Here is a 13,904-nt window from a genome sequence, read left to right as displayed (position 1 = left end):
GGTTCTTTATGAAAACACTATTTTTTGTGATGTTATTTGCACTCTCAAGTACAATATCGTTTGCTAACGAACAACAATCTGGGTATCTACAAGCAAACAAAATACAGTCAGATAAGCTCCAAGCAGATTTTACACAGCTTTATACTGACCTCAAAGCCTCGCATATCAACTTATTCGCTAATGTAAGCAAAGCGCAGTACGATACAAAATATGCAGAAATAAAAAAACAGCTTAGCGAGCCACTAAGCCCTATTCAAGCACAAATCTTATTTCAACAATTTGTCGCTTTCGGCAATATTGCCCACGCATATATTCCTTTTCCAGACGCAGAATATACTGAATACCGCGAGCAAGGTGGTACTGCTTTTCCAATTTATGTACGGATTAAAAACGATAAATGGTTTGTATCGGAAGATTATTCGTCACATGGGCTTAAGAAAGATACTCAAATTACCCACATAAACGGCAAAAACGTCGATGCCGTTTTTAAGGCTTTGAGGCAACACATCTCATCAGATACATCCGATATTGCCGCATCGCTACTTGAATTTATGTTGCCAAAATATTTGTGGTTGCAAGACCTACAGCAAGGTGCTGTTCGTGAGGCAACTACAATCTGCGTAGTAAACGATGAAAAATCTAGGATGCTTGATGTTAAGCACTTAACTCGTAAAGAGTTACAGAATAGGATCGATGCCGCAAACACTTTAGCAAGCAATCTAGAAAACAAACAACAAGATGAAAATACTGAGAAACTGCGAGAATTTACGTTTTTATCAAGCTCAGTTGCCTATTTAAAACCGGGCCCATTTTACAATGCTGAAGATCCTGCCGATGTGTGGAACAATACTGACTTTGTTGCATTTATTGATAGCGCGTTTGAGTCTTTTATAGAAAAGGGGGCAAAAGCATTAGTGATTGATGTGCGCAATAACCCAGGTGGCACCAATTCTTTTAGCGACCCGCTGATTGCTTGGTTTGCAAATCAACCGTTCAAGTTTACGTCTACGTTTCTTATTCGTTCATCTGTGCATGCCAAGCACGCTAATCAATCAAGAATAGATGCAAACCCTAACGGCGACAATGCAGTATCGCTCAAACTAGCACAGGCCTATGAATCTAATCCTGCAGGAACAGTATTCGAGTTTAACATGGATAAAGCGCTGCCTAGAAAAGACAAACAATTTGAAGGTGATATTTTTGTTTTGATTGATCGCACAAGTTATTCAAACGCTGTTTCACTTGCCGCGATTGTCAAAGATTATGGTTTTGGTAAGGTGATTGGGCAACCCAGTGTCGACTTTGCAACAACTTATGCATCGATGGAAACATTTACCCTGAATAATACAGGTATTCAAGTGGGCTTTCCAAAGGCGCATATTATTCGACCTTCCGGCGATACTGACGCCGGCCCAGTAACGCCTGATGTGGTAATTGAGCACATTAACTTAGACACGCTTCCTGAGATTCTCGACAATTTATAAGAATCGATGACGTCAATGTTCACAGAATAAGCGCGCAGGTTTTTGTGCGCTTTTTATTCTATTGCTTCAACAAGGTCTACCTATTTTCGGCCAATCTTCAATTCAAAAAATGCGTATCTAACAAGTTCAAACCTGCATAGCATGCTAGCGGAATTAAAATGTTCAGCGTAAATCCAAATTCGACTGTTGCTGCGAGTGCTAGTACACACATACCAATCATCATTCCGACATATGGTATGAAATTAAGCATAGCAACTAGTACTCCCCAGAGTAATGGATCAGGCATACGGACAAGGTACAATGACATTGCGGTGACCGCGCCCAATTGATACAGCACTATTTGCTCTGGTCGGTGACGTTGATACGTGTATTTGTTTGTAGCTTCCGACAATTGCGTCCTTGCCACCAATTTATTTTGTGTAGTTTACTTACACCTCTAGTGAACCTAAAATTACGTTAAGTTCAACTTATTACAAACCCTTAATATCTAATAATTTAACTTTACATTTTTTCAAAAATAATCACAATATTGCATTTACAATCATGTTCGCACACCTCCTCAAAAAACATCTCAAACGTGCGTATTCATAAAAACAACTGGATGAACGCAACGAATGAATGTTAAAGACAGATTAATGAACAATGTTACCTCGTATTCGATATTCCTAACGCTTTGTTTGAGTGCACTAGGTGTAGTTGTAAAAGCAAGCGCTGACACATTAGACCCTCAAATATTTTCGCAACCTCCACAAAACTACCAGCCGAAAACTTGGATGCATGCAATGAATGGAAATCTCAACAAGTCGGGGTTTACTGGCGACTTTAAGGCAATGAGTGAGGCCGGCATTGGCGGTGCTATATTTTTTCATATACATCGCAGAAATTTCCCTTTTTCTTCGCGCGGCCCGATACGTTTTGGAACCGACGAATTTTTTGATCACCTTGTGCATGCCGCGGCCGAAGCCGAAAAAAACAATATCGAATTTGGTCTCCATAATGCCGATGGTTGGACCTCAAGTGGCGGTCCGTGGGTCACTCCAGAAATGTCTATGAAACGGATTACTTGGTCTGAACAGACGGTATCTGGTGGCCAAAATTACCTTCCTCCTCAGCCCGGATATTATCAAGGGTTTTATCGTGATATTGCCCTTATTGCACTTCCTGAAAACACTTACAATCAACACAATCCTTTCTCAAATGCGAAGGTGAGTTTCTCTGACCCATCCTTGAATCCAAGTTTGCTAACGGATAAGGACTGGGATACCACTGTCAGCTTTACGAAAAATGAAGAAGAAAACTACTGGGTTCAATTTGAGCTAGTACGAGCGGGCAAATTACGCAGTCTTCATATCGAAACGCCAAACCGACATGGTGAAGCATCACTTCAGATATCTAATGACGGAGTCAACTTTACTACCGTAGTTGAAAAGCTTCGTCGCCCGCGTCCAGGCGCTCGATTATGGGCATTTAGCCCACAATTAGTTGATCATGCCACAGATGGGTATGAAGCTAAATTTTTTAGAATTGTGTTTACCAAACCGATTACCTTAAAGCGCTTTGATATGTGGTCTATTCCTAGATTTAATGACTGGTTTTCTTTAAACGCGATGGAGCGAGGCCGCTTGAGTTTAGCTCCTCAATTACCAAGTGAAGCGATCACAAAATTTGATAATGTCTTAGTATTAAACCGTGGAGACTTGCCTAAAGACGGCATTAGATTACCTGAAGGAAACTGGCGAGTTTTACGCTTTGGTTACACAAGTACAGGGGCATTTAACGTGCCAGCAACCTTTGAAGGTGAAGGCTTAGAAGTAGACAAATTTGATCCGAAAGCACTGGCCTTTCATTTTGATCAATATGTCGGCAAGCTAGTCATTAAGACCAAAGCACTCAATATCAATAGTATAAAAACCACCGAGATTGATAGCTACGAGGTAGGAGGACAAAACTGGACAAGTGGCATCGAGCAGAGCTTTACAGACAAATTTGACTACGACTTTATACCTTGGCTACCGACAATGACAGGGCGAGTTATCGAGTCTCCTGAACACACTGGCGCAGTGCTGCAAGAATTTAGACAACATTTATCGGATCTTATGGTAGAAAACTACTATGGAGAATTTACCCGCTTAGCCAATCAATATGGCCTAGAATCATATATCGAACCCTATGGTTGGGGGCCCTTTGACGAACTTGCTGCAGGGGGCAAAGCCGATCGGATGATGGGCGAGTTTTGGGTGAAAGCGCCCTATTACGGTGAACAGTATTATCACGGCCGCATTGAAGCTGCGATTTCGTCAGCGCATATTTATGGTAAAAACATCGTATCGGCCGAAGCCTTTACATCGACCTTGGTAAATTGGTACGGGCATCCATACTTTTATAAACATCATGGAGACAATATGTGGGCTCGAGGCATCAATGAGACCATGTTTCATCGCTTTGCACATCAACCCAATAACAATATAAAGCCGGGTATGACTATGGACTCTATAGGCTCGCATATTGATAGAACACAGACGTGGTGGAAAAACGGTGCGGTTGAGTGGTTTGATTATTTGGCTCGAGGCTCATACCTTTTACAACAAGGCGTGCCTGATTCGGATTTTCTTGTCCACCTTGGGGACATTGCCCCATTGAGAGTCACCAAGCGCGAATATGTTCCAGAAGGCTTTAATTTTGATCATGTCAATACCGATGTTTTGATCAATAGGCTAAGTGTAGACAATGGCTATTTGGTGCTACCAGAGGGCACACGCTATCGAGCGCTTATACTTAGCAGAACGGATTATCTTCATTTTAAGACACTCACACAAATCGAAAAATTACTGGCTGCTGGCGCGACTATCGTGGGCGAAAAACCTCAACATGTGATTGGTTACAGCGAATGGGAAGACAGAAAAGCATTTGAATCCCTAGCCAACAAATTGTGGGGCAATTCAAGCAATACCATACGCAGCTATAAAAAAGGCACCATGAGCAGTCTTCCATTAATAGACACGATAGCGCAATTGAATATTCAGCCAGATTTGTATATCGATGACCAGCCTGTTAAGCACTTCGCTAAACGACGCATTGGTGAAAACACCCTATATTTTTTTCATAACGACCAAGCTGTACTACAACACATCGAAATTGATATGCGAGATGGTAACGGCATCGCCGAAATATGGAACATTGATGATGGGACTATTGAGAGACTCGATACGATTGAAGGCACAAATTCCAAAAGCGGTGCAGAAACGAGAGCCAACCCAAATCTAAACTATCATCATCGATTGCGCGGCAAGCTAAGCATAGAACCATACGGTAGCCGCTTTATCTTGATTCGTCGCGACACGCAGATACCACAATATACGGGTAATCATTCTCAATTAGTGAAAGACGTGCTAATTAACAGTCTCGATGATTCAATGAGCAAGACTGAGGTCATAAGTGGTAGCTGGACTGTTGAATTTAATCCTAAGTATGCTGGACCAGGAATAATTGAGTTTCCGCGTTTGATAAACTGGAAAGATCATTCTCTTTACGGAGTGAAGCATTACTCTGGCACAGCGCATTACACGAAAAGCATTCATGTGAACGCCAATGATCTACAAACCCAGAAACCGATATACCTAGACTTGGGTGAAGTTCAGCAAATTGCCGAACTCAGCGTTAATGGACAAAAGCTAAAAACACTATGGAAACCACCTTTTGCAGTCAATATCCGCTCTGCACTGAAACCAGGCGCTAACCAGATCTCAATAGCGGTAACCAATACTTGGGTTAACCGACTAATCGGCGATGAATCTTTACCCGACACTAGTGGCTATAAGATGACGGGAGATACTGTGCCCTGGTTAGTGGCAGATGAAGCTCCCCCTAAAAGCGAACGCGTTACATTTACCGGATTCAATTTTTTCAGGGATATTGAAAAACAAAAGCTACAGTCTTCCGGTTTATTAGGCCCCGTGAGACTAATTAAAATGTGACGCTTGTTTTTGATATCGTGTTTTAGATTTGAGGATACAAAGGGCTAAATAAGCTATTTCTGATTTTGTTTTAGCTAAACTGCTCAGCCAAGACGCTTATTAACTATTTCTTCATATAATATTGTTTTTATGCCAAGTGGGTTCTCACTCGCAGGAAAACTTGCTAAAACTAGAGCTGTTACAAAAAGTGCGGCTGTTCCTGCAGCAGAGCCTAAGGCTCTGTTCAAAAACACATCTCAAATCTGCCACCGCCTCCACAAATAATAAACCGCAGGCAATACCAATAAACTGAGTATCAACGCACTCACCATCCCGCCGACTAAAGGCGCGGCTATTCGGCTCATTACTTCAGAGCCTGCGCCGCTTGAATAGATGACGGGTATGAGTCCAAATATAATGGATGTTGATGTCATCATGACTGGCCTGATTCTCAAGAGTGCTGCGCTAGTCACGGTATCAATTAACGAGTTTATATCTGTATCTCCACTTCGCTTTAGTGCTTCAAATTTTGTGTCCAAATAGCTCAACATGATGATACCGATTTCTACTGCAACACCTGCCAGAGCAATAAAACCTACCGCAACGGCGACTGAAAAATTAAAGTCAAGCAAGTAGATAAATACAACGCCGCCTAACAAAGAAAATGGAACAGTACCTAAAATCATGAGTACGTGAGCAAGACTTTTAAAATTCATATACAGCAGCAAAACGATGATACCTAGTGTGAGTGGCAGTACATAGGTGAGCTTTTCTTGCGCGCGCTGCATATATTCATACTGACCGCTCCAAGTGATCGAATAACCAGCAGGTAGCTTGATTTGTTGATCGATACGGTTACTGGCAGCAGAGACATATTCGGCGATATCGACATCATTGATATCGATGTACACCCACGCATTGGGTCTTGCATTTTCACTTTTGATACCTGCTGGGCCTTCGCTAATACTGATATCAGCAACATCTCCCAAACTTATGTATGCACCGCCTTGAGTCGTCATTGGCAAATCGGACAAAGCTTGAGGCGAATCTCGATACGTTTGCTCAAAACGCAGTTGAATAGGGTAGCGCTCTAAACGTTCTACACTTTTACTCATATTGACACCGCCTACTGCACTTGCAATAAATGTTTGTATATCAGCAATCGATAGACCGAAGCGGGCTGCTTTTTGCCTATCAATGTCGATATTGAGATAGCGACCATCGGCTACGCGCTCAGCATAAACCGATGCAGTGCCTTCTAACGAGGATAGCGCTTGTTCGATTTGTTTGCCTATAGACTGAATTTCGTTTAAATCGGAACCCGCAATCTTAAGGCCAAGCGGTGTTTTGATACCCGTAGAAAGCATATCAATACGCGTTTTGATAGGCATTACCCAAGCGTTGGTTAAACCCGGAAAATCAACAAGCGCATCAAATTCTTTTATCAAACTGTCTGTGCTAACGCCTTCTCGCCATTCTGATCTTGGTTTGAGCTGAATAAAGGTTTCGATCATGGTCAAAGGCGCGGGATCGGTTGCTGTTTCTGCTCTACCCACTTTGCCGAACACGGTTTGCACTTCGGGCACTGTTTTAATGAGCTTGTTGGTTTGTTGGAGGATTTCTCTTGCCTTGCCCACCGATACACTGGCATAAGTTGTTGGCATATACATCAAATCACCCTCGTCCAAGGGTGGAATAAATTCACTGCCTATTTTTGAAGCGGGTATTAGGGTAAGCGCAAGTAATAGAATACTTATTAATACGGTTGTTTTTGGAAAACGCAGTACAAGCCTAAGCGCTGGCTTATATAGCGCAATCAACGCTTTGTTTAGAGGATTTTTATCTTCAGCCAATATTTTGCCTTTCACAAAATACCCCATTAAAACAGGCACTAAGGTAATTGCTAATAATGCCGCAGCCGCCATGGCATAGGTTTTAGTATAAGCAAGTGGCGCAAACAGCTTGCCCTCTTGCGCTTCTAAAGTGAAAACGGGTAAAAAGCTAACGGTAATAATCAACAAGCTAAAAAACAAAGATGGGCCCACTTCACTGGCTGACTTGGCAACCAACTCCCATCGGTTTGTATCATTTTCTTCAGCGCGCTGAAGGTGTTTATGCATATTCTCAACGAGTACGATTGCACCGTCTATCATAGCGCCAATCGCAATCGCTATCCCGCCCAAGGACATGATATTGGCATTGATACCTTGTAATTTCATGATGATAAAGGCAATTAAAATGCCTATCGGCAAACTGATAATAGCCACTAATGCTGATCGCACATGAAACAAAAACAACACGCAGACCAAGGCAACGATGGCAAACTCCATCAGTATTTTGCTATTCAAATTATCCACTGCGGCATTGATCAGTGTTGAACGGTCGTACACAGTGACCACTTCAACACCCTCTGGTAAGCCTTTTTGCAAGTTAGCGAGCTTTTCCTGTACCCGTTTAATCGTGTCTTGTGCGTTTTCGCCAGCTCGCATCACAACGATACCGCCGACCGTTTCTCCCTCACCATTTAGCTCAGCCACTCCTCTTCTCATTTGCGGACCGAGACGAATGTCTGCAATGTCTTTGAGTAGTAAAGGTGTTGAGCTTTGGTTATTTTGGTTATCTGCATGCTTTGCAGTATTCGTCGAAGAGACGCCAATAGGAATATTCTCAAGTTGACTGATATTTTCGATATAGCCACTGGTGCGGATCATATATTCAGCTTCAGCCATTTCAATTACCGAAGCGCCTAACTCTTGATTGCCTCGTTGAATCGCAGTTTGAACATGTGACAATGGCACACCAAAGGCTTGAAGCTTTATCGGGTCGACAATTACCTGATATTGTTTGACCATGCCTCCCACCGTTGCGATTTCGGATACGCCTTCAACGGTCTGCAATTCAAACTTTAAAAACCAATCTTGTAGGCTTCGTAGCTCACTTAAGTTGCGCTTCCCACTGCGGTCATCAAGCGCATACATGTAAACCCAGCCCACACCGGTTGCATCAGGGCCCAGCTGTGGATTGACGCCATCTGGTAAGCTAGCACTTACTTGTGATAAGTATTCGAGCACCCGGCTCCTCGCCCAATACAGGTCGGTGCCGTCTTCAAAAATCACATAGACATACGAGTCACCAAAAAACGAAAAACCTCTGACTGTTTTAGCCCCAGGAACGGCTAAAAGCGCGGTGGTAAGAGGATAGGTTACTTGGTCTTCAACCACTTGCGGCGCTTGTCCTGCATAGCTTGTTTTGACAATGACTTGCACATCAGACAGGTCGGGAATGGCATCTACAGCGGTGCTTTTAATCGAGTAAAAGCCTGCACCACTAAGCATGACAGTGAGCAGAATGACTAAAACTCTGTTTTTAATGGACCATCTAATTACAGCCTCAATCATGAGTGATCACCCATTTCATGATTCATACCTACATCGACAGCCTCATCAAGCACATGTAATTCGATGACTTCAAACATGCCCGAATCATTTCGAAAGACGTGAATATGCAAGCTTGCACCTTCCTGTAAAGTGCTCATATCAATGCTATCAGCCACCATAAAGTTCATTGTCATGCCCATCATGTTAAAGACATCAAGTGGCCCATGGGACAGGTTGAGCATACGTTCATCAGCCATCACTTCGTTGATGACGGCATTTGTCCAAGCACTTAAGGTTTCATCGTTATCTTCGGTGTCCATTTGCATGCTGGGTACTTGCATACCGTCGTTATTTTCTGGAGCTTCTATGCGTTTGAAATCAGAATTGATACTGCTTTCTGAATCCAACAAAAACTGGGCAGAACTCACGACTCGGTCACCCTCTAAAAGACCACTCAACACTTCAAGATACTCACCAAAATAGTTGCCCAGTTGGACTTCTACTGACTTAAATTTACCTTCGCCCAACACGAGCACTACCCTATCTTGCTCACCGGTTTGAATGACTGCGTCTTTCAACACCATTAAAGCAGTATTATTTACATCATCAGTGTCGTTGCCAGTTTGGATTGCCACATTGACAAACATTTGTGGCTTTAAGGTAAAGTCAGGATTGTCCAACAAGAAGCGAACTTGAAGCGTATTTTTTTGTGGGTTTAAATTGGGGTAGATATAGTCAACCTGACTGGTGATGATATCGCCTGCAAAAAAATCAGATTGAATAGTGGCTGGTTGGCCAACTTCAATTTTGCTTGCATCTTTTGCGAACACATCGGCAATGACCCATACCTTTTCGAGCGGAGAAATCGCCAACATAGTGTCGATAGGTTTGACGAAAAACCCTTCTTGAATTTTCAGTTCTGTTACAAAGCCGCTTTGTTGTGCAAAGAAGGTAACTTCGCGCAAGACCTGCTTGTCTTTTGCCACTTGCTCAATTAGCTTATTGGGCATCTCTAAAGCAGCTAACCTAGATTTTGCCGCGCGAATAAGGTTGCGGTTGTTTTGATTTAAGGCAATGATTAACTCTTCTTGTGCGTTAACCAATTCAGGTGAATAAAGCGCGTAGAGTGGGGCATCTTTTTCGATATATTCACCGACTGTTCGCGTGTATAAACGCTCAACCCAGCCTTCTATTCTAGGGTGTACATGTAAGACCCTATCTTGAGCATAATGAACCTTTCCAAAAGCGTTTATTGTTTGCGTTTTTGGTCGAGCCACAACTAGCGTTGTTTTGACGCCGATATTGTTTACGACTACAGGGTCTATCTTGACCGTACCTGGTGAGTCATCTTCAATATCATCTGCGTAGACAGGGACTAAATCCATGCCCATCGGCGATTTTCCGGGGCCGTCTCTGCGATAATTTGCGTCCATAGGAGCAACCCAATAAAGCGGTTCATCGCTATTTTGGGCGTTTAGCGCAGTATCTTTTGTCGTGGAGTCTGGTGGGAGCACAAACGATACCATTAAGAACATTAATAAAGCACCCGCGAATATTCCGCCCAATAACACCTGCCATATTTTCATGCTTTGATTACTGCTCATAAGATTCTCCAGCAAGGTAGTAGTTGATTTGGGCTAAGGCGTTTTGTTCAGCGACTTCAATTTTTATTCTTTCGATTTTTGTATCAAGCTCTTCTATTTTGCTCGTCACTACAGAATAAAAATTGCCTTGGTCATTGGTGTAGGCATTGAGTGCTAGCTCAGATTGCAAAGACAAATGAGGGATGATGCGCTTATCAAAGTTAGTTTTGCGCTTTTGAATACCCGCGTAGTCCTTATGTGCGGCTTGAAGCCCAGTCAATAGTGCTCGAAGTTGCAGGCGTTTATCAGTGCGTATGGATTCGGTGTTGAGCACACTTGCCGATACCTGATCTTCTTGTTTTTGAGAGGAAAACAACGGCAAACTCATTTGCACACCCACTGACAAAAAATCTGCTCGACTATCACCATTAGGCGCATCATCACGATAGGCGTAACTGGCGTTGACTCCCCATTGAGGCTTGTAACCCTGCTTGGCGATATCTTCGTCAACTTGGCTGACAGCGATATATTGATCAAATATCTGTAGCCTTGGATGTTCGCTCAACACTTCGATTAGTCTTTCAGATAAGTTACTTGCAAGATTGAGCTGAGCTTGGTGGTGACTTGCGTCATGTAAAGAAGATAGCTTTGCTGGCAAGGTATATTGTGCTTCTTTGAATGATAGTTTTGAACCTTGTTCTGCTCCTTGCATTGCCAGAAACTCTTGTAACTTAGCAAGAGACATTGCTTGCTGAGCGTTTAAAGTGTCGGCGCGATCTTGTAGCCTCATTAAGGCAAGTTCTGCACCGACAATCGCTTGTTGATCGGCTCCACCACTTAATGAACTATAGCTAGCATTCACAATATCATTAAGCTTCTCAAACAAAGGACGAGCTTCATCAATTAATCTTAGACTTGCCTGCTTTTCATAGGCGTCCAACCATAGCTGAGTCGTTTTTAGTACAAGGTTTAACTTCCGCTCTAAGCGCATGTAGTGTTGTTGACTCGCTGTTAGCTCAAGTTTTTGCTTAGCGAGCTTCAAGGTATTACCACGCGGAAGCATCTGTGTAATGCCTATTTTTAATTGCGTCATCGGCTCTTGCGCAAAGTCAAAACCATTACTAGGTAAGTTGAGCATGCCTGCGTTTAAAACAGGATCTTCAAGTTGATCTGCACTTTGGCTCAAAACCAGTGACTTCTCTTCAAGCAAATGACTTTTATGAAGCCAAGGATCGTTCTCTTGGGCGAGCGTAATGGCTTTTTCGAGGCTTAAAACCGGCGGCTGATTTTCACTTTGGACATAAAAAGGTACCAAAGTTGATAATAACAAGAAGCATTTTGTGCGCTCGGAAAAAAGGGCAGAACGCATACAACAGCAAAAAATGTTCATAACATTACTCATGGGACTAGCAAAAAACGACACCTTAAATGTTAAAGCCTTTAAGGTATTCACATTGGCTTATGAACAGCCAATCATCGCGACAGAATCGCTATTTATGAGTAGATGAAAATTGGAGGGCGTTTGGGTAATGATGGGTATCGCTTGGCAACATGATGCGCAGCTAACTCGATGTGTTGGTTATTCAATGAGCCAAAAGCTAACAGTTCAGCTTGTAAGATATCAGCAATGCTTGTTGTAAGTTGGCTACACTGACAATCAGACATCCCACAGCAGTTAGTAACTTGGTCCTCACAGCAATCCATTGTAGCGCTGCTGTCGTTCTTTTCCATACTATCCGAGTTTGCTTGCATCTGCATATCACAGTGCTGATTGTTAGACTCAAACGACGAAAACGCGAACGCCTGCCCGAGTTGCGCGAACAACAAGCAAAAAATAAGCATCAGCGTTTTAAGCGAGTCTTGGTATTTCATGCGGTTAAGTATATTCCATCGTTATTCAAAAGCAAATTCAGCTCTGAGCGTAAAGACTATTGCATCTTCGATGTTTGGCTCTGAGGCAGGATTAAGGACTATTTGTAAATCTGGTTTCAACGAAAATTTATCGCTTAGCTGTCGTTTATAGAATACTTCAATCGCCGTTTCGCTATCTGCATATTCAAAGCTTAATCGCGGGCTCGTCTCGATATAAGTCAGACCAACACCTGCTAGGTCATTATTAGCTTTACCCAGGCCATAAAGCATTAATCCTGCACCGATGTGTTTAGTAATTTCAGAGTAAGACTGATCACTGCTACCAAGCTGTATAAACCAACCTGTTGTGTCTGAAGTAAAAAAGCTTTGCTCGATATTACCCGAAAGCGTTGCGTATAGGCCTTTAGCTGTTCCTTTTTCAGCAAGACTTTGCGCGGTGTTGTCGTTTGGATCATTGAACTTTGATGCGTCTTTCTGTGACCAGTATCCGAGGCTTACTTCAAGATCGGGCCATTGTTTTTTCCATTGGCTAATAACAAAAGGAATTTCAAAGCTTCTATCTTCGTTGGTATACGCGCCAAACCCAAAGCTCCCGATAGTATCTGAGTGCCAAAATGCATTGAGTGATAATCGAGGCTCAGGAAAAGTGGGTAGATAAGTAACTGTTGGACTAAACCCCATCGAAGAATTTATAAACTCGACAGCATGATCAACATACGCAAATTCATTATTTGCATCGACTTGACCTAATTTGAATCTTAATCCATGGGCGGGTAGCTCGTGTTGTATCCACAATTCGCCAATTGCAGAAAAATTATCAGCATCGATATTAGAATAGGTTTGTAAGTCACCGATAGCTTCACTGCCATCTCTACCACGATTAAATTGTAGATCGCCATACACCGAAGTGTTAATGCTTAGTTGATATGATAAACCAAGCAATCCAAAACTACGGTTATTGAACGTGTGCTCGTTAAGCCCTCCTTTAATTACATAGCTACTATCGTTTAACACTTGCAGATTTAGCTCTTGTGCACCCAAAAGGCGGGTAGTCAATATCAATGCGATGCCGAGCAATCCGCTTGTGGGGCTTTTTAAATTCATGCGGAAATTATCCAAAAAACTATTCATAAAGTGATAAAAATGGCTTTGCCTTGAAATAGAGAAAAGGATTCAGCGAGATAGTCCCGCGAATACAAGCGCTGATAATGCTCAATCCGATTTTTAGCAAATACTAGTATTATTGACAAAATATGCCCAAAAGCAATTGAACTATTGTTTGCTTAAGGATATACAAAGGTTTGATAATAATAAACAGACATATAATGCTAACCATAAAACTTAAACAAACTTTGCTTTTTGCATTAATGCTAGGCTTTAGTGCATCATCAAATGCTGCTTTTGGAGACATTAAAGACAGTTGGCATATTTATCTTTTGCTAATGACTTTAGTGTCAGCTATTGGTGGATTCTACTGCGTCAAGCGCAAGCAAAACATTCAAACAACGGGCATTAAAATACTGGTCGGAGGGATTTATTTTTGGGTAATCATGTTTATACAATTAATCGTGTTCGCACTTGCCTACCAATTACTCACTTGAAGTTGAGTAATCAGTAAGCTGTCTCTAAGATTGC

At 42.3% G+C, this 13,904-nt stretch carries 9 protein-coding genes; 3 read left to right on the top strand and 6 right to left on the bottom strand.

The window, feature by feature from the left end:
- Positions 1 to 8: 8 nt before the first annotated feature.
- Positions 9 to 1,484: a S41 family peptidase gene (locus tag KUL10_RS08935; protein WP_110428574.1), complete on the top strand. Its 1,476-nt coding sequence runs from the start codon at positions 9 to 11 to the stop codon at positions 1,482 to 1,484.
- Positions 1,485 to 1,581: 97 nt separating this feature from the next.
- On the opposite strand, the gene KUL10_RS08930 is transcribed toward KUL10_RS08935, so the two are convergent.
- Complete coding sequence (locus KUL10_RS08930; protein WP_110428573.1) at positions 1,582 to 1,875, bottom strand: AI-2E family transporter; 294 nt, start codon at positions 1,873 to 1,875, stop codon at positions 1,582 to 1,584.
- A gap of 244 nt (positions 1,876 to 2,119) precedes the next feature.
- Between KUL10_RS08930 and KUL10_RS08925 the strand changes: the two genes are divergently transcribed.
- Positions 2,120 to 5,458: a glycosyl hydrolase gene (locus KUL10_RS08925; protein ID WP_110428572.1), complete on the top strand. Its 3,339-nt coding sequence runs from the start codon at positions 2,120 to 2,122 to the stop codon at positions 5,456 to 5,458.
- 236 nt (positions 5,459 to 5,694) lie between these two features.
- Here KUL10_RS08925 and KUL10_RS08920 read toward each other — a convergent pair whose 3' ends face one another.
- The 5 genes from KUL10_RS08920 to KUL10_RS08900 form a co-directional block, all read right to left on the bottom strand.
- Complete coding sequence (locus KUL10_RS08920) at positions 5,695 to 8,835, bottom strand: efflux RND transporter permease subunit (RefSeq protein WP_110428571.1); 3,141 nt, start codon at positions 8,833 to 8,835, stop codon at positions 5,695 to 5,697.
- Positions 8,832 to 10,418, bottom strand: coding sequence for an efflux RND transporter periplasmic adaptor subunit (locus tag KUL10_RS08915; protein ID WP_110428570.1), 1,587 nt, complete (start codon positions 10,416 to 10,418; stop codon positions 8,832 to 8,834). Before KUL10_RS08915 ends, KUL10_RS08920 begins: the two co-directional genes overlap by 4 nt.
- Positions 10,408 to 11,727 carry a TolC family protein gene (locus KUL10_RS08910; RefSeq protein ID WP_158525352.1) on the bottom strand — a complete coding sequence of 440 codons (1,320 nt, stop codon included), beginning with the start codon at positions 11,725 to 11,727 and terminating at the stop codon, positions 10,408 to 10,410. Before KUL10_RS08910 ends, KUL10_RS08915 begins: the two co-directional genes overlap by 11 nt.
- Positions 11,728 to 11,891: 164 nt before the next feature.
- Positions 11,892 to 12,269, bottom strand: coding sequence for a hypothetical protein (locus KUL10_RS08905; protein WP_110428568.1), 378 nt, complete (start codon positions 12,267 to 12,269; stop codon positions 11,892 to 11,894).
- Between the two features lie 21 nt (positions 12,270 to 12,290).
- Positions 12,291 to 13,373, bottom strand: a complete 1,083-nt coding sequence (locus KUL10_RS08900) for a carbohydrate porin (RefSeq protein WP_158525351.1) — start codon at positions 13,371 to 13,373, stop codon at positions 12,291 to 12,293.
- A 221-nt stretch (positions 13,374 to 13,594) separates the two neighbouring features.
- On the opposite strand from KUL10_RS08900, the gene KUL10_RS08895 reads away from it, so the two are divergent.
- Entirely contained in the window at positions 13,595 to 13,870 is a 276-nt protein-coding gene (locus KUL10_RS08895; RefSeq protein WP_110428566.1) for a hypothetical protein, read from the top strand.
- Positions 13,871 to 13,904 lie beyond the last annotated feature (34 nt).

The sequence above is a fragment of the Glaciecola sp. KUL10 genome (assembly GCF_003203515.1).
Classification (GTDB): Bacteria; Pseudomonadota; Gammaproteobacteria; order Enterobacterales; family Alteromonadaceae; genus Glaciecola.
The sequence above is the reverse complement of the archived record's forward strand: the minus strand, read 5'-3'. Positions and strand labels throughout refer to the sequence as shown.

Bases quoted from the DNA above. Each gene is read 5' to 3' on its own strand.
- KUL10_RS08925 (WP_110428572.1), top strand. From the start codon at position 2,120: ATGAACAATGTTACCTCGTATTCGATATTCCTAACGCTTTGTTTGAGT.
- KUL10_RS08900 (WP_158525351.1), bottom strand. From the start codon at position 13,373: ATGAATTTAAAAAGCCCCACAAGCGGATTGCTCGGCATCGCATTGATA.
- KUL10_RS08915 (WP_110428570.1), bottom strand. From the start codon at position 10,418: ATGAGCAGTAATCAAAGCATGAAAATATGGCAGGTGTTATTGGGCGGA.
- KUL10_RS08935 (WP_110428574.1), top strand. From the start codon at position 9: ATGAAAACACTATTTTTTGTGATGTTATTTGCACTCTCAAGTACAATA.
- KUL10_RS08895 (WP_110428566.1), top strand. From the start codon at position 13,595: ATGCTAACCATAAAACTTAAACAAACTTTGCTTTTTGCATTAATGCTA.
- KUL10_RS08905 (WP_110428568.1), bottom strand. From the start codon at position 12,269: ATGAAATACCAAGACTCGCTTAAAACGCTGATGCTTATTTTTTGCTTG.
- KUL10_RS08920 (WP_110428571.1), bottom strand. From the start codon at position 8,835: ATGATTGAGGCTGTAATTAGATGGTCCATTAAAAACAGAGTTTTAGTC.